The 22711-nt window shown below is 70.3% G+C and carries 21 protein-coding genes and 3 tRNA genes; 6 read left to right on the forward strand and 18 right to left on the reverse strand.

The genetic code is table 11. From position 1 onward, the window contains the following. Positions 1-768, forward strand: coding sequence for an amino acid ABC transporter ATP-binding protein (locus tag B140_RS0106770; protein WP_018118602.1), 768 nt, complete (start codon positions 1-3; stop codon positions 766-768). 184 nt (positions 769-952) lie between these two features. On the opposite strand, the gene coaD is transcribed toward B140_RS0106770, so the two are convergent. Genes coaD through B140_RS0106800 form a run of 6 tightly spaced genes read right to left on the reverse strand, consistent with a single transcriptional unit; the run spans position 953 to position 7008 of the window. After that, positions 953-1426, reverse strand: coding sequence for a pantetheine-phosphate adenylyltransferase (coaD, locus tag B140_RS0106775; RefSeq protein WP_026166084.1), 474 nt, complete (start codon positions 1424-1426; stop codon positions 953-955). After that, on the reverse strand, positions 1423-1992 hold the full coding sequence (locus B140_RS0106780; protein ID WP_018118604.1) for an RsmD family RNA methyltransferase: 570 nt from the start codon (positions 1990-1992) through the stop codon (positions 1423-1425). The genes coaD and B140_RS0106780 overlap by 4 nt, the downstream gene beginning before the upstream one ends. 11 nt (positions 1993-2003) lie before the next feature. Beyond that, entirely contained in the window at positions 2004-4061 is a 2058-nt protein-coding gene (locus B140_RS0106785; RefSeq protein ID WP_018118605.1) for an ATP-dependent DNA helicase RecG, read from the reverse strand. Then, positions 4061-5377: a DAK2 domain-containing protein gene (locus tag B140_RS0106790; protein ID WP_018118606.1), complete on the reverse strand. Its 1317-nt coding sequence runs from the start codon at positions 5375-5377 to the stop codon at positions 4061-4063. Before B140_RS0106790 ends, B140_RS0106785 begins: the two co-directional genes overlap by 1 nt. Before the next feature lie 11 nt (positions 5378-5388). Further along, positions 5389-6048 carry a uracil-DNA glycosylase gene (locus B140_RS0106795; RefSeq protein ID WP_026166085.1) on the reverse strand — a complete coding sequence of 220 codons (660 nt, stop codon included), beginning with the start codon at positions 6046-6048 and terminating at the stop codon, positions 5389-5391. A 3-nt stretch (positions 6049-6051) separates the two neighbouring features. Continuing rightward, the gene (locus B140_RS0106800; protein WP_018118608.1) at positions 6052-7008 is read right to left on the reverse strand and encodes a thiamine-phosphate kinase; all 957 of its coding nucleotides are present in this window, start codon (positions 7006-7008) and stop codon (positions 6052-6054) included. A gap of 30 nt (positions 7009-7038) precedes the next feature. Between B140_RS0106800 and B140_RS12175 the strand changes: the two genes are divergently transcribed. Beyond that, positions 7039-7944, forward strand: a complete 906-nt coding sequence (locus tag B140_RS12175) for a DUF3515 domain-containing protein (RefSeq protein ID WP_018118609.1) — start codon at positions 7039-7041, stop codon at positions 7942-7944. On the opposite strand, the gene B140_RS0106810 is transcribed toward B140_RS12175, so the two are convergent. Next, positions 7931-8989: a D-alanine--D-alanine ligase family protein gene (locus tag B140_RS0106810; RefSeq protein ID WP_018118610.1), complete on the reverse strand. Its 1059-nt coding sequence runs from the start codon at positions 8987-8989 to the stop codon at positions 7931-7933. The genes B140_RS12175 and B140_RS0106810 overlap by 14 nt on opposite strands. Before the next feature lie 8 nt (positions 8990-8997). Then, the gene (locus tag B140_RS0106815) at positions 8998-9993 is read right to left on the reverse strand and encodes an NAD(P)H-dependent glycerol-3-phosphate dehydrogenase (RefSeq protein ID WP_018118611.1); all 996 of its coding nucleotides are present in this window, start codon (positions 9991-9993) and stop codon (positions 8998-9000) included. Positions 9994-10140: 147 nt separating this feature from the next. Between B140_RS0106815 and B140_RS0106820 the strand changes: the two genes are divergently transcribed. Continuing rightward, a complete protein-coding gene (locus B140_RS0106820; protein ID WP_018118612.1) occupies positions 10141-11103 on the forward strand; it encodes an NUDIX hydrolase in 963 nt (320 codons plus the stop codon). On the opposite strand, the gene leuD is transcribed toward B140_RS0106820, so the two are convergent. Both leuD and leuC read right to left on the reverse strand, forming a co-directional pair. After that, positions 11081-11686 (reverse strand): 3-isopropylmalate dehydratase small subunit, encoded by a 606-nt coding sequence (leuD, locus tag B140_RS0106825; RefSeq protein ID WP_018118613.1) that lies wholly within the window; start codon positions 11684-11686, stop codon positions 11081-11083. The genes B140_RS0106820 and leuD overlap by 23 nt on opposite strands. A gap of 14 nt (positions 11687-11700) precedes the next feature. Continuing rightward, positions 11701-13125 (reverse strand): 3-isopropylmalate dehydratase large subunit, encoded by a 1425-nt coding sequence (gene leuC, locus B140_RS0106830; RefSeq protein WP_018118614.1) that lies wholly within the window; start codon positions 13123-13125, stop codon positions 11701-11703. A 126-nt stretch (positions 13126-13251) separates the two neighbouring features. Here leuC and B140_RS0106835 point away from each other — a divergent pair, with 126 nt between their 5' ends. Beyond that, positions 13252-13959, forward strand: a complete 708-nt coding sequence (locus B140_RS0106835; protein ID WP_018118615.1) for an IclR family transcriptional regulator — start codon at positions 13252-13254, stop codon at positions 13957-13959. Here B140_RS0106835 and B140_RS12180 read toward each other — a convergent pair. The 7 genes from B140_RS12180 to gltX form a co-directional block, all read right to left on the reverse strand. Next, positions 13956-14831 (reverse strand): CE1 family esterase, encoded by an 876-nt coding sequence (locus B140_RS12180; protein ID WP_018118616.1) that lies wholly within the window; start codon positions 14829-14831, stop codon positions 13956-13958. The genes B140_RS0106835 and B140_RS12180 overlap by 4 nt on opposite strands. Before the next feature lie 77 nt (positions 14832-14908). After that, positions 14909-15526 (reverse strand): NAD(P)H-dependent oxidoreductase, encoded by a 618-nt coding sequence (locus tag B140_RS0106845; RefSeq protein ID WP_018118617.1) that lies wholly within the window; start codon positions 15524-15526, stop codon positions 14909-14911. Between the two features lie 191 nt (positions 15527-15717). Beyond that, positions 15718-15790: transfer RNA gene (locus B140_RS0106850), tRNA-Glu, on the reverse strand. A gap of 90 nt (positions 15791-15880) precedes the next feature. Beyond that, entirely contained in the window at positions 15881-16420 is a 540-nt protein-coding gene (locus tag B140_RS0106855) for a YagU family protein (RefSeq protein WP_018118618.1), read from the reverse strand. Positions 16421-16564: 144 nt separating this feature from the next. Further along, positions 16565-16640: transfer RNA gene (locus B140_RS0106860), tRNA-Glu, on the reverse strand. Between the two features lie 19 nt (positions 16641-16659). Continuing rightward, positions 16660-16731: transfer RNA gene (locus tag B140_RS0106865), tRNA-Gln, on the reverse strand. Between the two features lie 96 nt (positions 16732-16827). Continuing rightward, complete coding sequence (gene gltX, locus B140_RS0106870; RefSeq protein WP_051069266.1) at positions 16828-18303, reverse strand: glutamate--tRNA ligase; 1476 nt, start codon at positions 18301-18303, stop codon at positions 16828-16830. A 97-nt stretch (positions 18304-18400) separates the two neighbouring features. On the opposite strand from gltX, the gene B140_RS0106875 reads away from it, so the two are divergent. Further along, a complete protein-coding gene (locus tag B140_RS0106875; protein ID WP_018118620.1) occupies positions 18401-19585 on the forward strand; it encodes an alpha/beta fold hydrolase in 1185 nt (394 codons plus the stop codon). Positions 19586-19654: 69 nt separating this feature from the next. On the opposite strand, the gene B140_RS0106880 is transcribed toward B140_RS0106875, so the two are convergent. Further along, complete coding sequence (locus B140_RS0106880) at positions 19655-20440, reverse strand: fumarylacetoacetate hydrolase family protein (RefSeq protein ID WP_026166088.1); 786 nt, start codon at positions 20438-20440, stop codon at positions 19655-19657. Positions 20441-20530: 90 nt separating this feature from the next. On the opposite strand from B140_RS0106880, the gene B140_RS0106885 reads away from it, so the two are divergent. Next, the gene (locus B140_RS0106885) at positions 20531-22069 is read left to right on the forward strand and encodes a cation:proton antiporter (RefSeq protein ID WP_018118622.1); all 1539 of its coding nucleotides are present in this window, start codon (positions 20531-20533) and stop codon (positions 22067-22069) included. Positions 22070-22711: the final 642 nt, after the last annotated feature.

Below are 22711 nucleotides of genomic sequence, written 5' to 3' on the forward strand. Positions count from 1 at the left end.
ATGAGCACCCCCATGATCGAGGCCAACCAGGTGTGGAAGTCCTTTGGGCGGCTCGACGTCCTCAAGGGCATCGACCTCACCGTGCCGCGCGGCTCCGTGACCTGCCTCATCGGCCCCTCCGGCTCCGGCAAGTCTACCCTGCTGCGCTGCGTCAACCACCTGGAAAAGATCACCGCCGGGCGGCTCTACGTGGACGGCCAGCTCATCGGCTACCAGGAGCGCAAGGGCGTGCTCTACGAGATCACCGAGCGCCAGGCATCCCGCCAGCGCTCCGGGATCGGCATGGTCTTTCAGCAGTTCAACCTCTTTCCCCACCGCACCGTGCTGGAGAACGTCATCGAGGCCCCGGTGCACGTCAAGGGCATAGACCCCGAGCAGGCGCGCGCCCAGGCCATGAACCTGCTCGATCAGGTGGGCCTGGCGCACAAGGCGGAGGCCTTCCCCGCCCAGCTCTCCGGCGGGCAGCAGCAGCGGGTGGCCATCGCGCGCGCCGTGGCGATGGAGCCCAAGCTCATGCTCTTCGACGAGCCCACCTCCGCCCTCGACCCCGAGCTGGTCGGGGAGGTGCTGCGCGTGATGAAGGACCTGGCCGGCCAGGGCATGACCATGATGGTGGTCACGCACGAGATGGGCTTTGCCCGCGAGGTGGCCGATCAGGTGGTGTTCATGGCGGACGGCACGGTGGTGGAGTCCGGCCCGCCCGAGCGGGTGCTGGACGATCCCCAGCAGGAGCGCACCCGCAGCTTCCTGTCCACCCTCCTGAAGTAACCCGCACGGGCCGCGATAGGCCAAGGGCCCGCCTTACGGCAGGCCCTTTTGCTGTGTTCTTTCTTTTTATCCGGTATTCTGCGCGCGCGGTTCTTGAGCTTCAGGTGCTCCTGCAGGCGCTCCGGGCTCATCTTCCACATGCTGCGATCACGGGTCAAGCGCCACCTCCTTTCTTTCGAGGTGGTCAAGCGTACTTGGCCCGGACCGCCTCCGCCACGTGCGGGGGCAGCAGCCCGGAGATGTCCCCGCCGTAGCGCGCCACCTCCTTGCACAGCGTGGAGGATATGTAGCCGTACTTCTCGTCCGTGAGCAAAAAGAACGTGTCCACCCCGGAGAGGCGGCGGTTCATCTGCGCCATGGGCAGCTCGTACTCGTAGTCCAGCGAGGAGCGCAGTCCCTTGACCAGGGCGGTCACCCGGTGCGCGGTGGTGTAGTCCACCAGCAGCCCGCCCCAGTTATCCACGCGCACGTTGCCCAGGTGCGCCACGGAGCGCGCGATGAGGTCCTTGCGCTCCTCCACGCTAAACAGGCCGCTGTTCTTGTGCGGGTTCGCCGTGACCAGCACGGTGACCTCGTCGAACTGCGCGGCGGCCCGCTCGAAGATGTCCACGTGGCCCATCGTGACCGGGTCGAAGGACCCGGGGCATACTGCCTTCATTCCTCGTCCCTCCATACCGCCATGTCCATCCTGGCGATGCCGTAGGTGCGCTTCTTGAGCTTCTGCCCGGTGGGGCTGAAGCCCTCCGGCCAGTCCGTCTCCGGGGAGGCCACGTGGCGCTCCACCACCACCGCCGCCCCCGGCGCGAGGGCGGGGATGAGGGCCTCCAGCATGGCGCGCACGCTCTCCGGGGCGAGGTCGTACGGCGGGTCCGCCAGCACCATGTCAAAGTACCCGCGCGGGGCCCGGGCCAGGTAGGTGGAGACCTTGGCCTCCTCCACCTGAACGTCCGGGTGGCCCACCTTCCGCGCGTTCTCCCGGATGATCGCGGCGGCGGGGCCGTGCGATTCCACCAGGATCACCTGGGCGGCGCCGCGCGAGGCGGCCTCCAGGCCCAGCGCGCCGCTGCCCGCGAAGAGATCCGCCACCTTCTTGCCCTCGAATCCGAAGCGCACCTGGAGGGAGGAAAACAGCCCCTCCTTGGCCCTGTCGGAGGTCGGTCGGGTGCCCTGCGGGGGGACCTTGAGGGTGCGCCCGCGGGCCTGCCCGGAAATGATACGTGCCATAGGCTCCTACCCTAGCTTTTCTCCAGGAATCCCTGGCTATCCGGGGCGATGTCGGCCACGATGGACTCCGCCAGCGCCCGGTCGCGCGCCACCAGGGCCTCCGCGTCGCGGCTCGCCCGGACGATGAGGTCCTGATCCTCAAAGAGATCCAGCAGCCGGATCTGCCTGGTGCGCCCCGACTGCGCCTCCCCCAGGACATCGCCCTCCTGGCGCAGGCGCAGGTCCTGCTCCGCGAGCGCGAAGCCGTCCGAGGTGGAGGCCACCGCGTCGAGCCGCCGCCAGGCCGCGTCCTCCGGGGTGGTGGCGGTGCACAGCAGGCACAGGGAATCGAAGCCGCCGCGCCCTACCCTGCCGCGCAGCTGGTGGAGCTGCGAGATGCCAAAGCGATCGGCCTCCATGATCACCATCACCGTGGCGTTGGGCACGTCCACGCCCACCTCCACCACGGTGGTGGACACCAGGACGTCGATGCTTCCCGCGGCAAAGCGGCTCATCACCTCGTCCTTCTCCGCGGCGGGCAGCCTGCCGTGCAGCACCTCCACCCGCAGGTCCGGCAGGACGCGCGCGCCGACGTCGAGCACCCCGCCCTCCCCCTCGATCCGGGGGCACACCACGTAGGCCTGGCGCCCGGCGCGCACCTCCTCCCGCACGCGCTCCCAGGCGCGCCGCACCCAGGCGGGCTTCGCCTCGGGCACCACCCAGGTGCGGATGGGGCGGCGTCCCCCGGGCAGCTCGCGCAGGGTGGATACCTCGAGGTCCCCGAACACCGTCATGGCGATGGTGCGCGGGATGGGGGTGGCGGTCATCACCAGCAGGTGGGGGCTGCCGCCCTTGAGGCGCAGCCGGTCGCGCTGCTCCACCCCGAAGCGGTGCTGCTCGTCCACCACCACGAGGCCCAGCCGGAAGAACTCCACGGCGTCCTGGATGATGGCGTGGGTGCCCACCACGATGTCCGCCTGGCCGGAGACGATGGCCAGCAGCGCCTCCTTGCGGGCGGCGGCGCTCATCGCGCCGGTGAGCAGCACCACGGAGGCGGCCACCCCGGCGCGCAGCAGCGTCTCCGTGAGCGAGCGGGCGTGCTGGGTGGCCAGGACCTCCGTGGGGGCCAACAGGGCGCACTGGTGGCCGTTGTCCACCGCCTGCAGCATGGCCAGCAGCGCCACGATGGTCTTGCCCGACCCCACCTCGCCCTGGAGGAGGCGCGACATGGGCCTGCGGCGGCCAAGATCCCGGGATATCTCCTCGACCACGCGCGCCTGCCCCTCGGTGAGGTCGAAGGGCAGCGCCCGGCGCAGCTCGGCGTGCAGGCCGTGCTCCGACAGCGGACTGGGCGGGGCCTCCCGGTGGGAGGAGTCGGCGCGGCGCAGGGCCATGACGCAGGTCAGCGCCAGGGCCTCGTTGTACTTCAGCCGGAGCCGGTGCGGCTCGGGCCCCTCGGGCCCGGGGCGGTGCATGCCGCGCAGGGCGGCGTCGAACCCCACGAGGTCCGGGGCCACCTCGTCGAGGGGCTCCGGGACGGTCGGGAGGGTATCGAGCACCCGGTCGATGGCCTCCATGATGCGCCAGGAGGTCAGGGTCTTGCGCGTGGGGTACACGGGCAGGTATTCGCGGTCCTCGAGGACCTGCGCCACGTGCTGCCCGTCCCCCCGGCGCGCGGCGGGGCCGATGAGCACGTAGGTGGGGTGCTGGAGCTGGGGGACGTCGCGGTAGTAGCGCAGCTTGCCGGAGAACATGCCCCGGGTGCCGGGGGTGAGCTGCTGGCTGATCCACCGGGACTGGAAGAACGTGGCCACGAGATCGTGCGTGCCGTCCGTGAGGGTCACGCGGGTGAGGAGCTTTCCGGCGCGGGTGTAACTCTCGGAGACGTCGCGCACCTGCCCCACGCAGGTGACGTGCTCGCCCTCCCCCGCGCCCTCCACGCTCACGCCGGAGCCGTGGCGGGAGTACATGCGCGGATAGTATTCGAGGAGGTCCTGCGCGGTGGCGGCCCCGAGGTGCTTCTTCAGCGCCCGGGCCTGCTTGGCGGGAAACAGGTCCGCCAAGGGGCGGTCGTCGCTCCATCCGAGCATTACTCCACCCCGATCTCCACGGCCACGGGGAGGTTGTCCGCCCGGTAGGCCATGAGCTCCACCCCGAGGGCGCGGCGCAGGGCGGCGGCGTCGATCTCCACGTCGGGGCGCACGAGCAGGGTGACCAGCTCCCCGCCGTGGCGCAGGAGGTCCCGGCAGGCCCGCTCCAGCAGGCGGGGGTCGGTGACCTCGGCGGTGTGCATGGAGGCGATGGTCTCCCGCATGACCTGCGCAGCCTGCTCGGCGGGCAGGTCGGGATCGTAGACCGCCAGGGCGGCGATGCCCTCCACCAGCCGGGTGGTGGGCACCACGGTGGGGCCGTCGAGGCGGCTTAGCCCGTTGGGCAGGACGATGGCCTCGCGCTGCGGGCGCGTTCCCGGGGCGATGACCTCGGCCCCGGCGTCGCGGAACAGGCGCTCCATGCTGCCCCGAGGCACCACGGCGATCACGCCGGGGTGATCCTCCGGGGCCTCCGGCAGCACCTCGAGGCGCAGGCGGGTGACCCTCCCCAGGGTGAAGGCCCTCTCGATGACCTCGCCGCTGCGGCGGGAGTGGATGTGCACGCTGGCCGCTCCCTCCGCGTCCGGGGCGACGACGAGGCTCGTGCCCAGCGGGCCCAGCTCCCGGCGAAGCCGCTCGGCGTCTCCCCGGTAGGAGAACATCACCTCCAGGTGCGCCTCGGCGGGGGCCGCGTGGCTCGCCTCCGGCGCCACCTCCCCCGCGCCCAGGCTCTCGCTCAGGGCCTCGAGCAGGACCACAAGCCCCTGGCCGCCCGCGTCCACCACCCCCTTGAGGGCCGGAAGCTGGGCCGGGGTGCGCGCCAGGGCGCGGCGGGCGGCCTCCACGGCGGCGCCCACCACCTCCGGCAGGCTCTCGTGGTCCGAGGCAGCTTCGGCGGCGCTGCCCAGTACGGTGAGCACCGTGCCCTCCACGGGGCGGGCGATGGCCGCGCGCACCAGGGCGTGCGCGCGCGCCAGGGCGGCGGTGACGGCGGGCCCGCCCAGGGTGCGCCCGGCGGCCTCCGCGAGGCCGCGCAGCACCTGGGAGAGCACCATGCCGGAGTTGCCGCGCGCCCCGGACACCGCGCCGGAGGTCAGGGCCGTGGCCACCTGGGCCGCCGTGGCGTCGCCGGGAACCTCCGCGAGCGCGGACACCGCCGCAGCCATGGTGTGCGCCATGTTCGATCCGGTGTCCGAGTCCGGGATGGGAAAGACGTTGAGCCGGTTGATCTCCGGGCTGCGCTCCGCGAGCCGGCTGGCGGCGCGCCTGGCCCAGTCCGCGAGGGCGGGGCCGTCGATTTCCCGGAGTAAGGCCATGACTGCGTAGTCTACAAGCGCCAGTCCACGGGGGCGGCACCGCTGCGCTCGAGCAGCTCGTTGGCCCGGCTAAACGGGCGCGAGCCGAAGAAGCCGCGCGAGGCCGAGAGCGGCGAGGGGTGCGGGGACTCGATGGTCGGGGTGGCGCCCAAGAAGGCCCGCGCCGTCTGGGCGTCGCGCCCCCACAGGATCGCCACGAGGGGCCGGTTGCGCTCGACCAGCGCGGTGATCGCCGCCTGGGTGATCTCCTCCCAGCCTCGGCCCCGGTGGGAGGCGGGCGCGCCGGGGCGCACGGTGAGCACGCGGTTAAACAGCGCCACCCCCTGCCGCGACCAGGCGGTGAGGTCGCCGTCCTGGGGCTTGTCCACGCCGAGGTCGGCGGCCAGCTCCGTGAAGATGTTGTTCAGGCTCTTGGGCAGGGGGCGCACGCCCGGCTGGGTGGAAAAGGAAAGGCCCATCGCGTGCCCGGGGGTGGGATAGGGGTCCTGCCCGATGATGAGCACCTTGACCTCGTCGAAGGGGTACTGGAATACCCGCAGGACGTCGCTGCCCGCGGGCAGGTAGCCGCGACCCGCGGCGTTTTCCGCGCGCAGGAAGTCCCCCATCCGGTGAATCTGATCGGCCACCGGGGCAAGGGCCGACTGCCAGCTTTCGTGCACGGGAAGGCTCATGGCTTAAAAGCTTAGCCACCCGCCCCGGTAGGCGGGCGGTTGTCCCCCCACGGTCACGCCGCTGCCGCGCTGCACCGTGCCGATGCAGCGGAACCCCGAGGGCACGTCCCCGGAGGTGGTGGCCAGGATCGTGTGGTCCTCTCCCCCGCCGAGCACCCAGCGCCAGGGATCGACGCCGAGGTGCTCCCCCACGCGCCACATGTCCTCACCGGGGGCGATCGCCCGGGGGTCGAGGTCGATGGCCACCCCGGAGCGCCGAGCCAGGGTGGCGAGGTCCGCCACGAGGCCGTCGGAGTTGTCCGTGGCGGCGCTGGCCCCGGTGGCCCGCGCGATCATCCCCCGGCCCGGCGGCAGGTGGGGGTGGGTGTGGGCGTCCCGGAAGGCCACGAACTCCTCCGGCACCTCCCGCCCGTGGCGCTCCAGGAGCGCGAGCCCGGCGGCGGAGTCCCCGATGGCCCCGGCGGCCACCACGCGCTGGCCGGGGCGAGCGGCGTCGAGGGTCAGGGGGCGGCGGTCGCCGCCGAGCGATCCCACGGCGGTGACCGCCAGCACCAGGCCGGGGCCGGAGGCGAGGTCGCCGCCCACCAGCTCGGCGGAGAAGCGGGAGACCTCCTCCTCAATGCCCGCCGCAAGCTCGCGCACCACGCCGAGAGGGGTCTCCGGCGGGGCGGACAGCGCGAGCAGGGCGCTGATCGGGCGGGCCCCCATCGCCTCGATGTCCGCGAAGTTTTGCAGGATGGCCTTGCGCCCCACCTCGCGGGGGGTGGACCAGTCCAGGCGGAAGTGGCGGCCCTCCACGAGCATGTCCGTGCTCACCACCACGCGGGAGTTGGGCTGGGCGCTCACGAGCACGGCGGCGTCGTCCCCGTTGACCTGGGAGGGGGCGGCCCCCATGATCTCCTCAATGACCTGGCTCTCACCGGCCTCGGCGAGGGAGGGACCGGACGGGGAGATCGGCATCAACGGGTCCTTTCATTAGACTCACAAGCCATGCACGACGTGGACAATGCTCATGATTTTAACCGCACGCCCATCTACATCGCTCTGGTCCTGTCCATCCTGGCGGTCCTCGGGGCGATCATCGGGGCGCGCGTGGTCTTTGAGCGCGCGGCCCACCAGCCCGTCGCGCTCTCGGCCATCATGGCCCCGCAGGCGGACTCCCCCGAGTGCGCGGACCTGATCGCACGCCTGCCGGAGCGCGTCGAGGACTACCGGCGCGCCCCCCTCGCGGATCCCGCCCCCGCCGGGGCCGCCGCCTGGTCCCGCACCTCGCAGGATCGCGTCACGCTGCGCTGCGGGATCAACCCCACCGAGCAGTACAGCCGCGTCTCCGACACCGAAACGGTGGACGGCGTGCGCTGGCTGCAGGTGGCGGACCCGGACACCGACCTGAGCACCTGGTACACCGTGGACCGCAGCCCCGCCGTGGCCATCACCGCCGAGGGGTTCAACCCCACCGGGGCCGTCTCCGGGGAGGCCGCGCGCCTGCCGCGCGCCGAGCAGGAGCCCGCCGCCCTGCCCCTGGACGCCGCGCCCACCCCCGAGCAGGGGCGGTGCGGCGGCCTCATGGACGCCCTCCCGGAGCGCCTGGGCGAGCACGCGCTGACCGAGAAGGAGGGAACCAAGGCGGTGTGGACCGCGCCCGGGGCCGAGCCCATCCAGATCGCCTGCGGGGTGGACATGCCCGCCGCCTACGAGCCCGGCGAGCGGCTCACCCAGACCAACGGGGTGCCGTGGCTGAGCGACGGCGATACGGGGCTGTCCTACGCGCTGGGCCGGGAGGCCATCGTGGCGGCCCACCTCCCCTCCGCCCTGGGCGACGCCCCAGTGGTAGGCCTCAGCGAGGCGATTGCCGCCGCCTTAAAGCCCGGCGACGAGGCCCCTAGCGCCGGGTAAGGGCGGTGTCCACCAGCGTGCTCAGCAGCTCCCGGTAGCCGATCCCGGTGGCGGCAAAGACCTTGGGGTACATGGAGATGGGGGTAAAGCCGGGCAGGGTGTTGACCTCGTTGAGCACCGGGCCGGATTCGGTGACAAAGAAGTCCACGCGCGCCAGGCCCTTGCAGCCCAGCGCCCGGAAGGCGGTCAGGGCCAGGCCCTTGAGCTTCTGGATGATCTCGGCGGGAAGCTGGGCCGGGATCTCCGCGGAGACCACGTTGTCCAGGTACTTGGTGTCAAACCCGTAGAAGCCCTCCTCCGAGTCCTCCGTTCCGATCAGCCGCGCGGGCTCGGAGGCGATCAGGGTGCCGTCCGGGCGCTCCAGGACGCCCACCTCCACCTCCGCGCCCACGATCTCCGCCTCCACGATGACCTTGGTGTCCTCCCCACGGGCCAGCTTCAGGGCGGCCCCCAGGTCCTCCCACGCCTCCACCTTGGAGATGCCAATGGAGGAACCGCCGCGCGCGGGCTTGACAAAGACCGGCAGGCCCAGCCGCCGCCGCTGCTCCTCGTCGAGGTCCTCGCCCTCGCCCAGCACGGCCTCCTCGGTGACCGGCAGGCCCGCGGCCACCACGAGCTTCTTGGTGTATTCCTTGTCCATGCCGCACGCCGAGGCCAGCACCCCCGGGCCCACGTACGGCATCCCGGCCAGCTCGAAGAGCCCCTGGACGGTGCCGTCCTCCCCGTGCGGTCCGTGCAGCACCGGGAAGATCACGTCCGCGGTGGCATAGAGCGCCCCGCTCCCGGTGAACCGCAGCTCACCCCGGCGCGCGGGGTCCAGGCTCAGGGCCACCTCCTCGGCGTCCTGGACCTCGGGGAGTTCCCGGCCCGCCGCCGGGTCGGTGGTGCCCGCCACCCAGCGGCCCTGGCGGGTCACGCCCACCGGGATGACCTCGTAGCGCTGCGCGTCCAGGTGACTCATCACCGCCGCCGCAGAAATACAGGAAATGGAGTGCTCCGGGGAATCCCCGCCATACACCACGGCCACCCGGATCTTATCCGTCATAGTTGCTTCTACTCCGCTTTCTTCGATCGTTCCATCAGCGAGGTCATCATCGTGCCCACCGCCATTCCATCGTGGCACACCGCGTGAACGGCCTGGGTAATGGGCATCTCCACGCCATGCTCGCGGGCCAGTTGCGCGATGGAGGCGGAGGATACCACGCCCTCGGCCACCTGCCCCTCGGTGGCGCGCAGCGCCTCCTCCATGCTGCCGCCCTCCCCCAGCCGCGCCCCGAAGCGGTGGTTGCGCGAGAGCGGGGAGGAGCAGGTGGCCACGAGGTCCCCCAGCCCCGCCAGCCCGGCCAGGGTGCGCGGCTGCGCGCCGAGGGCCTGGCCCAGGCGGGTGATCTCCGCCAGCCCCCGGGTGATGACGGTGGCCAGGGTGTTATAGCCCAGCCCCAGGCCGGTGGCGATGCCGCAGGCCACGGCGATCACGTTCTTGCAGGCCCCGCCGATCTCGCAGCCCACCACGTCCGTGTTGGTGTAGGGGCGCAGGTAGTCCGTGGCGATGATCCCCTGCAGCGCCACGGCCCGCGCCTCGTCCTGGCAGGCGATCACCGTGGCGGCCACCTGCTCGCTCGCCACCTCCTTGGCCAGGTTGGGGCCGGTGAGCACCGCGATTCGCCCGGCGGCGATGCCGGAGTCCTCGATGACCTGGTTCATCAGCTTGCCCGTGCCCGCCTCCACGCCCTTGGAGATGCTCAGCACCGTGGCCTGGGCGGGGATGGCGCCGCCCCAGGCCTCCAGGTTGGCCCGCAGCGTCTGGCTGGGCACCCCCAGCACCACCACCTCCGCGCCCTCGAGCGCCTCCTGCGGGGCGGAGGTGGCGCGGATGGTCCGCGGCAGGGCGATCTCCGGCAGGTAGCAGAGGTTGCGGTGCCGCTCGTTGACGTCCCGGGCGATCTCCGCGCGCCGCGCCCACAGCCGTACCTCGTTGCCCGCGTCCGCAAACACCTTGGCCAGGGTCGTCCCCCACGACCCCGCGCCCATGACCGCTACCGCCACCACTGCCCCGCTCCCTTCGCCTCGCGCTGCGTGCACACAATGAACTTCTTCCTAGAAGCATAACGATCTCCGCGCGCCGCAGTGGCGCGCGCGGCGCGCCCCGGGGGACAATGGCCGGTGACCGATCGCCCAAGGGGAAGGACAACGTTGATGAGCAAAGACTCCGCCGTGTATCTCACCGGCCGGTATCACCACATTCCCAAGGACCCGGCGGGCGAGTTCGCCAGGACCACGCTGGCCGCCGGAGCCGTGCTGTGGCGGGACGGGGAGGGCGGCGTGGAGGTGGCCGTGGTGCACCGGCCGCATTACGACGACTGGTCGCTGCCCAAGGGCAAGGTGGATCCCGGGGAGTCCCTGCCCGCGACCGCCGCCCGCGAGATCTACGAGGAGACGGGCTACCGCGCGGCGCTGGACAACCTGCTGGGCAAGGTGACCTACCCCGTGGGCGGGCGCACCAAGGTGGTGTACTACTGGGTGGCGCACGTGGCGGGGGGCGGGTTTAGCCCCAACGACGAGGTGGACGAGCTGCGCTGGGTGAGCGTGGCCCGGGCCCGCGACCTGCTGAGCTACGACGTGGACGTGGAGGTGGTGGACAAGGCCGCCAAGCGCCTCGAGCGCCGCGCCACCTCGCGGCTGATCCTGGTGCGCCACGGCCGCGCCCACCAGCGCCGCAACTGGGGCGGGGACGACGATAAGCGCCCCCTCGATAAAAAAGGCCGCCGTCAAGCGGAGATGCTCGTGCCCATGCTCCTGCCCTACCAGCCCACGGCCCTCTACAGCGCCCAGCCTGACCGCTGCCAGATGACGGCCGCCCCGCTCGCGGACGAGACGGGCCTGGACGTGACCGTGGACGCGCTCTACGGGGATCGCGGCTGGGTGACCGGCATGGCGCGGGCGCAGCGCGGCCTGGAGGAGATCGCCTCCCGCGGCGGCACCTCCGTGGTGTTTAGCCAGGGGCTGTACATCCCGGAGGCGGTGGCCTGGCTTGCCGCCCAGGGCACCCTGCCGCTAGACGAGGTGCAGGCCAAGAAGGCGAGCTGCTGGGTGCTCTCCTTCCGGGAGTGCAGCCTCATCGGCGCGGAGTACCTGGCTAGCCCGCTGCCGGTGAAGTAACACGCGGTTTGAAGGCCGCGCGCGCGGCCTCGAACTCCGCGATCTCGTCCTCCTTGCGCAGGGTGAGGCCCACGTCGTCGAGGCCCTCCATGAGCCGCCAGCGGGTGTAGTCGTCCACCTCGAAGGGGTACACGTTTTCCCCCGCGCTCACCGTGCGGTTCTCCAGGTTCACGGTGAGCTTAAGGCCCGGCTCCTGCTCCATCTGCTTCCACAGCAGCTCGATGTCGCCTTCCTCCATCCGCCCGGCCAGCAGCCCGGCCTTGCCGGCGTTGCCCCGGAAGATGTCCGCAAAGCGCGGGGAGAGCACCACGCGGAATCCGTAGTCCATGAGCGCCCACACCGCGTGCTCGCGGGAGGAGCCGGTGCCAAAGTCCGGCCCGGCCACCAGCACCGAGCCCTCGCGGTAGGTGTCCTGGTTGAGCACGAAGGAGGGGTCGCTGCCCCGCCAGTTGGCAAAGAGGCCGTCCTCGAAGCCCGTGCGGGTGACCCGCTTGAGGTACACGGCGGGGATGATCTGGTCCGTGTCCACGTTGCTGCGCTGCAGGGGCACGCCCACGCCGGTGTGGGTGGTGAACTTGTCCATTGCGGGGTTCCTCCTTAGGAAGAGATGTCTGCGGGGCTGGCCAGGTGCCCGGCGATGGCCGTGGCGGCGGCCACCGGGGGCGAGACGAGGTGGGTGCGCCCGCCGGGGCCCTGGCGCCCCTCGAAGTTGCGGTTGGAGGTGGAGGCCGAGCGCTCTCCGGGACGGAGCTGATCGGGGTTCATGCCCAGGCACATCGAGCAGCCCGCGGTGCGCCACTCCGCGCCCGCCTCGAGGAACACCCGATCCAGGCCCTCCTCCTCGGCCTGCCGCTTGACCATCGTGGAGGAGGGCACCACCATCATGCGCAGCCCCGGGGCGATGCGCCGCCCGCGCAGCACCTCGGCGGCGGCGCGCAGGTCCTCGATCCGCGCGTTGGTGCAGGAGCCGAGGAACACGGTGTCGATGGCGATCTCGCGCAGCGGGATGCCTGGGGTGAGGTCCATGTAGTCGAGCGCCTTGGCGGCGGCCGCCTTGTCCGCCTCGTTGGTGAAGTCCTCGGGGTCCGGGACGCTGGCGGACAGGGGCAGCCCCTGGCCGGGGTTGGTCCCCCAGGTCACGAACGGGGTGAGGGCGTCGCCGTCGATGTGCACCACCGTGTCAAAGGTGGCGCCCTCGTCGGTGGGCAGCGTGCGCCAGTACTCCACGGCGGCGTCCCACTGCTCGCCGGTGGGCGCCAGCTCCCGGCCCTTGACGTACTCGAAGGTGGTCTCGTCCGGCGCGATCATGCCGGCGCGCGCCCCGGCCTCGATGGACATGTTGCAGATGGTCATCCGGGCCTCCATCGAGAGCTTGCGGATGGCCTCGCCCCGGTATTCGATGATGTGGCCCTGCCCGCCGCCAGTGCCGATCTTGGCGATGATCGCCAGGATCAGGTCCTTGGCCGTCACGCCCGGCTGGAGGGTGCCCGAGACCTCGATGGCCATGGTCTTGAAGGGCTTGAGCGAGAGCGTCTGCGTGGCCATGACGTGCTCCACCTCGGAGGTGCCGATGCCCATGGCGATCGAGCCGAAGGCGCCGTGGGTGGAGGTGTGGGAATCCCCGCACACGATGGTCATGCCCGGCTGGGTGGCCCCGAGCTGCGGGCCCACGGTGTGCACGATGCCCTGGCGGACGTCTCCCATGGGGTGCAGGCGGATGCCGAACTCCTCGCAGTTCTTGCGCAGGGTGGCCACCTGCGTACGCGAGGTCTGGTCCGCGATGTCCAGCAGGTTGCCGCCGATGACCCCCTCGGTGGGCACGTTGTGGTCCTCGGTGGCCAGGTGCAGGTCGGGGCGGCGCAGCGCGCGGCCCGCCATGCGCAGGCCGTCGAAGGCCTGCGGGGAGGTGACCTCGTGGAGCAGTTGCAGATCGATGTAGAGCAGGTCCGGCTCCCCGTTCTTGCCCGGGGAGACCACGTGATCCCGCCAGACCTTCTCCGCCAGCGTTAACTTCTCACTCATAACGGCGCTCCTGTTTCATTATGTGAAACCTGTGTGTCACTGTGCGGGACAGCTTACCCGATCCCCGGAGCCAGATCACCTTATGTCCCCCTAACTTCTCACCCAGCGGAATGATAGGATCGCGGCATGGGACATTACGACGCCTCCGGCATCAAGGTGCTCGACCGAGCCGTCTCCATCATGATGACGGTGGCGCACCAGCCGCGCAGCCTGACCGAGCTGAGCGAGGCCACCGAGCTGCCGCGCGCCACCGCGCACCGGCTGGCCACCGCGCTCGAGGCCCACCGCATCCTCGCCCGCACGGCCGACGGCAAGTGGGCCATCGGCCCCACCCTGACCTCCATCGGCGCCCGATCCAAGAATCAGCTTATCGACGCCGCCACCCCCACCATGTCCGCGCTCATGGAGCAGACCGGGGAATCCGTGCAGCTCTACCAGCTCACCGGCACCTCCCGCACCTGCATCGCGGCCCTCGAGCCCTCCTCCGGGCTGCAAAACACCGTGCCCATCGGCTCCCGCATGCCACTGACGGCGGGCTCCGCCGCCAAGATCTTCCTCGCCTACGGCTCCCCCGAGCTGCGCGCGGCGATCCTCCCCGAGGCCGCGTTCGACGCCGCCGCCCTCGACGAGGCCGCGCGGCGCGGCTGGGCGGACTCCGTCGGGGAGCGCGAGGTGGGCCTGTCCAGCCTGTCCGCCCCCGTGCACAACTCCGCCGGGGAGTTCCTCGCCGTGCTCTCGCTCTCCGGGGTCTCCGAGCGGCTACGCCCCAGCCCCGGGGAACTCTGGGGGGAAGAAATCCTCCGCTGCGCCCGCGGCCTCGCCCAGGCGCTCTAGGCCTTGCGCTGGTTCTTCAGGAAGTTCCAGGTCAGGTCCGCCGCGCTGGGGTTGGAGTACCACTCGTGCCCGCCGCCGGGCACCAGCACCTCCTCCACCGGGCGCGCGCACCCGGTGTGCGAGGTCGCCGTGCCGTTGCGCTCCTGGCCCGTGCAGCCGTTGCGCGCGGCGTAGGAGGCCACCACGTCCCTGGTGCGCGCCACCGGGACGCCGTGCCGCGAGCCGCCCTCGTAGGGGGCGATGGGATCGGCGTCGCCGTGGATGTCCATGAACGGCACGGCCTCCCCGGCGCACCCCTGGTGCGTGGGCAGGTAATAGGCGCCGGAGACCACCGCCACGCCCGCCACCAGGTCCGGGGCCTTGCATGCCAGGGTGGACGCCATGCCGCCACCGTTGGACATGCCCGCCGCGTACACGCGGCTGCGGTCCACGTTGAGCACCAGGGAGACCTGATCCACGATCTGGCGCACCGCCGCGATGTCCTGCTCCGCGCTGGTCTTGGCGTAGGGACCTCCGGCCCAGGCGTTCTCCACCCCGCGCGGGTAGATCACGATGGCCTCGTCCGCCGCGCCGGAGCCGGCGTACCCGGAATAGCCGCGGAACTTCTCCGGGCTATCGCCCCAGCCGCCGAAGGCGAGGAGCACCGGGGCGGGCTTGAGCGGGTTGTAGTTCCGGCTCACGCTCACGAGGTAGCTGCGATCCGGCCCGTTGGGCACCGGAAGGGTGATCTCGCGCAGCTCCCCGCCCAGCAGCCGCTGCGGGAGGGAACTCAGCTCGGCGGGAAGTTCCAGGGCCGAGGCGCTGGCGTTGCCTGCGATAAGGAGAGACACGCTGGCCGCGAGGGCGGCGACGGTGGATTGAAGGCGCTTCACACCGCACTACTTTAGACGAAGGGAGAGTCCCCCGCGCAAGCCTGAGAGGGAGCTGAAGGAGGCAAAGCGGTACCGCCCTATGCCTCGTCTGCTGCGCTCTCCTCGCCCAGGATGTGGCGGCCCAGGTGCTCCTCGTAGGCGCGCAGGTCCTCCCCCACCGTGGGGTTCTTAAAGATGTCGAAGATGTTGAAGTCCGGGGCAATGCCGTAGCCGCAGAAGCGGTAGATGGCGGTGACGCTCGACCACGCGTCGGCGGTGCTGCGGCCCCGGAACACGGGGTTATCCGGGGCGTCGAAGGCCGCGCGCGGGGCGTTCCAGGTGGCGGAGACCATGAACGTGCGGCCCGCCATCTTACCCCCGGAGCCGTAGGGAATGCCGAGGTCCGAGCGGGTACGGCCGTCTCCGGTGAGCAGCGACTGCTGGTGCAGCCCCTCGTTAAAGACCTCGTCCGCGTACTTCTTCCACGTCCACGGCGCGGAGAACCAGTTCGCCGGGGTCTGCAGGATCACCACATCGGCGGCGAGGTGCTTGCGCACCTCCTCCTCGGGATCGTAGCCCGCGTCGATGATCGTCTCCTCCACGGCGTGCCCCCGGGAGACGAAAAAGTCCCTGGCCACCTCCACGGCGGCGCGGTTCAGGGAGCCCTCGGACCAGTTGGGGTAGGCGTGGTGGGCGTTGATGAGCAGGATGTTCACGGTTGCCTTTCGGTACGATTCTCGGTGACCATATCCCTAACGCGCGGGGGCGGTGCGGTTATTCCCCGTTACAAGAAGCCCATCGCCTACGCAGGCCCGGGGTCACGAGAACAAGCCCCCAGCCCCACGGAACGCCAACAACAACAACAACAAAGCCGCGACCTTCACAAGAAGATCGCGGCTGTTCACTGTACCCCGTACGGGATTTGAACCCGTGTTACCGGCGTGAGAGGCCGGCGTCCTAGGCCGCTAGACGAACGGGGCTCGTCGTGCTGACTGGGATTACAGTAATGTAAGCACGAGCCCACGCACAAACCCGCTGCTCAAGGCGGTAAAAACGGCCCGCTGCGGGGATCATTCCGCCTCGGCGTCTGGCCGCCCCGTGATCCGGTTGCGCAGGTCCCGGCGCACGATCTCGATGCTCCACATCCACACGATGTGCCCGAAGAACTCCGAGGCGTGCTCGCCCAGGGGCTGATCCCACGGCGCGGGCACCACCCCGAGCGCCGGCATGAGGACCACGTGGAAGGCGGCGTACACGGCCACGCCAAAGATGGCCCCCTGCCACGCCTTGATGGCGGGCCAGTACTCCGCCGCCACGCAGTACAGCACGGCGAAGGAGAGGGAGAAGGCGAAGTGGAGGATAAAGCTCACGTAGGGCAGATCGTTGCCCAGATAGGAGTAGGTGGCGTGGGTGCTCTCCGGGCTCATCCCGAGCATCTCCAGGAGCGCCTGCGGCGGGTTGGTGGCGTTGCGCTCCGGGGTGCGGGGCGGGAAGGGCACCTCCCAGCCGAACTTGACGATACCGGAGAGGAGCCCGGCGAGCAGGCCCACCAGGAGGGCCACGCCCGGGCGGCGTCGGGAGGATTGGGTCGGGGCGGTCGGGAAAGGCATGGGAACGATGATTCCTTCTGGGTGGTGCCGGGGCGCGGCGGCGCAGCAATGCGGCGGCAGGGCTTGACGGCGACGCGGCAACATGACGGGACAAGGGACGGATACGCAAAAATCCCCCACCGAGCATATCGGTGGGGGATGCGATGGTACCCCGTACGGGATTTGAACCCGTGTTACCGGCGTGAGAGGCCGGCGTCCTAGGCCGCTAGACGAACGGGGCGCGGCGATAAACATCGCTGCTGGCCTACCAGGACTCGAACCTAGAATGACGGTACCAGAAACCGTAGTGTTGCCAATTACACCATAGGCCATTGTTGCTTACTGGCAGCGTCTCCGTGCCGTGCAACGGGGAATACTATAACCACAACGCCGCAACGGGGACAAACTGCCAGGTAGCAGCGGTTTTCTTAGGCGCTAAACGGGGTCTGTGCGCGGGCGGCGCGCAGGCGGGCCAGCGTGGACTCCCGGCCCAGCAGCTCCATGGACTCGAACAGCGGCGGGGAGACCGCCGCGCCCGTCAGCCCCACGCGCAGCGCGCCGTAGGCCTTGCGGGGCTTGAGCCCCATCTCCTCGATGAGCGCGGTGGACAGCGCCTTCTCGATCTCCGGGTGGGTCCACTCCCCCAGCGCCTCGAGGCGCTCCAGGGAGGCGTCCAGCACCGCCACGGCGTCCTCCTTGAGGTTCTTGCGCGCGGCCTTCTCGTCCAGCTCCAGGTCCTCGTCCGCCACGACCAGGAACCTCAGCAGGCCGTAGGCGTCGCCCAGCACCTTGATCCGGGTGTGCACCAGCTCGGCGGCAAAGGCGAACTTGTCCTCCGGGTAGTCCGCGGGGAAGTCCGTGTGCTCGGTGAGGTAGGCGCGCAGGCGCTCGCGGAAGTCCGCCGGGTCGAGCAGGCGGATCTGATCGGCGTTGATGGCCTCCAGCTTCTTCTGGTCAAAGCGGGCCGGGTTGCCCAGCACATCGGCCACGTCGAAGGCCTCCACCATCTCCTCCCGGGAGAAGATGTCCTTCTCCGAGGACAGCGACCACCCCAGCAGGGCCAGGTAGTTCAGCATGCCCTCGGGGATGATGCCCGCCTCCACGTGGTTGAACAGGTTGGACTCGGGATCGCGCTTGGAGAGCTTCTTGTTGCCCTCGCCCATCACGAAGGGCAGGTGCGCAAACTGCGGCACGGCGGTGGCCACGCCGATACGGATCAGCGCCTCGTAGAGGGCGAGCTGGCGCGGGGTGGAGGAGAGCAGGTCCTCGCCGCGCAGCACGTGGGTGATGCCCATCAGGGCGTCGTCCACGGGGTTGACCAGCGTGTAGAGGGGCTGGCCGTTGGAGCGCGCCACCACGTAGTCGGGCTGCGTCTCCGCCTTGAAGGTCATGTCCCCGCGCACCAGGTCGTGCCAGGACCAGTCGTGATCCGGCATGCGCAGGCGCCACACGGGCTTGCGCCCCTCGGCCTCGAAGGCGTCGATCTGCTCCTGGGTGAGGTCGCGGTCGAAGTTGTCGTAGCCGAGCTGCGGGTCCCGGCCCGCCGCGATGTGGCGCTCCTTGACCTCCTCGGCCGTGGAGTACGCGGGGTAGACCTCCCCGGCGTCGATCAGCTTGTTCAGCACGTCGGCATAGATGTCCATGCGGCGCGACTGCCGGTAGGGCTCCTGCGGGCCGCCCACGTCGATGCCCTCGTCCCAGTCCAGGCCCAGCCAGCGCAGGGAGCGGATGATCGCCTCGTAGGACTCCTCGGAATCGCGCGCGGCGTCCGTGTCCTCGATGCGAAACACCATGCGCCCTCCGGTATGCCGGGCGTACGCCCAGTTGAACAGGGCGGTGCGCACCATGCCCACGTGCGGGGTGCCGGTGGGCGACGGACAGAATCTCACGCGAATGTCACTCATATTCCCTATTTCACCACACCCCGGCCCGCGCCACACCCGCCCGTAGGGGTTGCGTGCCCGGTTGTGCGCGCCCGCGCCGCGCGGTAGGCATGGAGCAATGAGAAACCTTCACGTCCAGGACCACACGATCACCGTGCCGCTCGACCGGGCGCGCCCCGACGACGGGCGCACCGTGGAGGTCTTTGCCCGCGTGCTCAGCCGGGACGCGGGTCTGCCGCACCTGCTCTACCTCCAGGGCGGGCCCGGGTGCGAGGCCCCGCGCCTGTGGCCCTCCTGGATGCCGGTGGCCCTGGAGCGCTACCAGGTGGTGCTCCTCGACCAGCGCGGCACCGGGCGCTCCACACCGGTGGGCGCGCCGCGGCCCGCGGAGTACCTGCGCCACCTGCGTGCCGACGCCATCGTGGAGGACGCCGAGGACCTGCGCGAACACCTGGGGCTGCGCGCCTGGAGCGTGCTGGGGCAGTCCTTCGGCGGCTTTAGCGCCCTGCGCTACCTCAGCGCCCACCCGGGCTCCCTCGACCGGGCGTTCTTCACCGGCGGGCTGCCCTCGATCACCCACTCCCCCGAGGAGATCTACGCCGCCACCTACGCCGCCATGCGCGAGCACAGCGAGGACTACTACCGGCGCTTCCCCGCGCATCGCCCCCGCATGGCGGAGCTGATGGAGCGCGCCGCGCGCGGGGAGCTGGTGCTGCCCGACTCCGAGGTGGTCAGCCCCTCGCGCCTGCGCAGCGTGGGTCACCTGCTGGGCACCAACGACGGCTGGCTACAGCTCCACGACCTCTTGGAGCTGCCCTGGGACGGCCCCGCCTTCCCCCACGACCTCGCCGCCGCCCTGCCCTTTGGCGGGCGCAACCCCCTGTACTACGTCCTGCACGAGTCCTGCTACGCCAACGGCGCCACCACCGGGTGGGCGGCCCACCGCGCGCTGCCCCGGGACTACCGGGAGGACCCCACCCTGCTCACCGGCGAGCACGTACACCCCGAATGGCTCGACACCGTGCCCGCCTTCCGCCCCTGGAAGCAGGCGGCCGAGGACATCGCCCGCACCCCGTGGCCGAGGCTCTACGACGCCGACGCGCTGCGCGAGGCCCAGGGTGCGGCCGCGATCTACGCCAAGGACGCCTACGTTCCCCTCGAATACTCGCTGGACACCGCCCGCCTCATGCCGGGACTGCGCACCCTGATCACCAGCGAGCACGAGCACAACGGGCTGCGCGCCAGCGGCGGAGAAGTGCTGCGCCACCTCTTTGACCTCAGCGAGGGCGCGCGGCTGCGCTAGCGGGAGTTCTTTCTGCGCGGCGGCGTCGACCGCGCCGCCAGGGCCCGCAGCCCCGTGAGCGGGCGGCGCCTACGCCCGCTCCACCGGGTTGCCCAGTGTGCCCACGCCGGGGATCTCGATCTCGATGTAATCGCCCGGCTCCATCGCCGCCGTGCCCGCCGGGGAGCCGGTGCAGATGATGTCCCCGGGAAGCAGCGTCATCGAGGCCGTGATGAACTCGATGACCTCGCCCAGGTTCATAATCATCTGGTTGGAGTTGGAATCCTGCTTGACCTCCGTGACGCCCTCGTGGGTCAGGCGGGCCTTAATCGGCAGCTCGTCCACGTTCTCCAGGTGCGTCTCGATCCAGGGGCCCAGCGGGCAGAAGGTGTCGATGCCCTTGGCCCGAGCCCACTGCCCGTCGGAGAACTGCAGGTCGCGGGAGGAGACGTCGTTGACCACCGTGTAGCCCAGCACCACGGAGCGCCAGTCCTCGGCCTTGACGTTCTTGCAGGGCTTGGCGATCACCAGGGCCAGCTCGCCCTCGAACTCCACCCGGGTGGCAAACTCGGGGATCCTAATCGGCGCGCCCGGGCCCACCACGGCCGTCGGCGGCTTCAAGAACAGCGTGGGCGGCAGGGTCTCCGCAGACTGCTGAAACACCTCCGCCACGTGATCCGCGTAGTTGCGCCCGATGGCCACCACCTTGCTCGGCAGCATGGGGGCCAGGAGGCGAACCTCGCTGAGCGGCCACTCCTTTCCGGTGTACTTGGGCGGGGTAAAGGGGGTCCCCTCGATTTGCTTGGCGGTGGTGCCCTCGTCGTCGATAACGCAAAAGCACATGCCCTCGGGAGTTGCAATACGACCAAAACGCATGAGGAACATCGTACAACCGCGCGCAAGCAGCGGCGGAGTGGCCCGATTAATTAACCCGTAATGTCAAAGGACCAGTGTATAAAGGCACTTATGACTACCCTGCTCATGCTTTCAGGGCTGCTCCTAGCCACGGTGGTAGTGGTAGCCCTGGGCGATCGCCTCGGCCTGCCCTGGCCCGTCCTGCTCACCCTGGTCGCCGCCGGCGGCGTGTTCCTCCCCTGGGATACCTCCCTGAGCATCCCCGCGGAACTCATGCTGCCCATCTTCCTTCCCCCGCTGCTCTGGGCCCTGGCGCGGCGCACCTCCTGGTCCGTGATCAAGACCCAGATGTCCACCATCGTGTGGATGTCGGTGCTCCTCGTCTTTGCCACCATCGCCGCGCTGACCGGCTCCGTCCTCCTCCTGCTGCCCGGCGTGGGACTCACCGGGGCGATCGTGCTCGCCGCCGCGCTCGCCCCGCCGGACCCCGTGGCCGTGGACGCCGTGGCGGAGCCCGTGGGAATCCCCAAGCGCATCACCACCTCGCTGCAAACCGAGGGTCTGTTCAACGACGCCGCCTCCATCGTGGCCTTCCACGTGGCCCTCGGGGCCGCCCTCGCCGGCTCCGACCTTTCTTGGTTGCACGGGATCGGGAGCTTCGCCTGGTCCGTGGCCGGGGCCGTGCTCATCGGCCTGGCCGTGGGGCGCGCCGCCGCCTGGTTTACCGACCACGTGGACAACACCGCCGCCCGCAACTCCCTGACCTGGGTGCTGCCCTTTACCGTCTACATCCTGGCCGAGGAGGTGGCGGCCTCCGGCGTCATCGCCATCGTGATCGCCGCCGTGGAGATGAACTCGCGCGCCTCCCTCGGCGCGGAGGACCGGCTCTCCGGCGAGGCCTTCTGGGAGCCCGTGGAGATGCTCTTCACCGGCGTGGCCTTCGGGCTAATCGGGCTCAACGTGCGCACCGCCATCGACGAGGTGGGCGCCGACCTCTGGCACGCGGTGTGGGTGGGCGTGGCGCTTTCCCTGGTGGCCATGCTCGTGCGCTTTACCTGGCTCTCCCTGGCGCTGCGCAGGAACACCCGCAGGGGCCGGGAATTCGCCGCCCCGCTGCGGCGCCAGGAGGTGCTGCTGATGACCTGGGCGGGCATGCGCGGGCTGGTCACCCTCGCCCTCGTGCTCTCCATCCCCGCCAGCATCTCCGAGACGCTGCACCGCGAGGCCGCCGTGATCGCCCTGACCGTGCTGCTGTGCACCATGGTGATCCCCGGCCTCACCCTGCCCTGGCTCATGGGAAGGCTGAACCTGGAATACGGGCCCGACGCCGCCGGGGACCAGGCCCTCGCCGCCTTGCGACGCCGCGCCTGGACTGCCTCCTACCAGTACATTCAGGAGCAGTCCGAGTCCCTGCCGCACGAGGCGACCGCCGCCATGCACGGGTGGCTCGAGAGGCAATTCGACGGCGACGAGGAGCGCCACGAGGAGCTGACCCGCTGGCGCGACGCCGCCGGAAGGGTGCGAGTGGGTGCGCTCCAGGCCGCCCAGCAGGAACTGCTCGCCGCCCGCTGGGAGCGCGGCGTCAACCCCGCCTACGTGGACGAGGTACTGGGGGCCATCGACCGGATGCTGGTGGCGGCCAGGCGGTAGGCAGGCAGAGCCTCATGCTGCCTCTCTTGCTTGCCGACGCTGGAAGCGGGGCGTGGGCCTGCGGAGTACCTGTGTTCAGGGGTTTCGGTCTCCGCCCCGCCGATCCATCACCGCTGCGCTCGGAGGGGGGGGGAACGGGCACGAGTCGAGGGCAAAGGCAGAGTGACCCATGACAAGGTATCTGGACGACCCCCGCGTGACACTCCCGTTGTCCTTCGCTACGAATTCCTGCGTGAGGCGAGAAGAGGCGCCCTCGCTCGCCCGCTTGAGCGCACCGAGGGCAACCGCGTACCGCCTGCATGAAGTATGCGGCCTTCACCTGCACATTCGACTTTTCACGCACACCCAGACGGGGCGCGGAAAGCAGAGCCTGCCTCGCCGCACCTATGGTGTAGGTAATAGATACAACAACAAGGAGACAAACAACGATATGAGGAACAAAGCCCTAGCAATTGCTATCTCAATCGCGGTTGCCGTGGCCGTGGTCACCGGATGGTTGCTCCACCTCACGGGCGCGCCAAGTGAGGTAATCGCGCCCATCTCCGGCCTCATCGCAGGCGCCCTGGCCGCATGTCTGCTCAACAGGAAAGGGCGCGGGAACAGCGACAACACGAAGGCAACAAACACAAGGTAAGGCACCCT

Source organism: Corynebacterium mastitidis DSM 44356 (assembly GCF_000375365.1).
Classification (GTDB): domain Bacteria; phylum Actinomycetota; class Actinomycetes; order Mycobacteriales; family Mycobacteriaceae; genus Corynebacterium; species Corynebacterium mastitidis.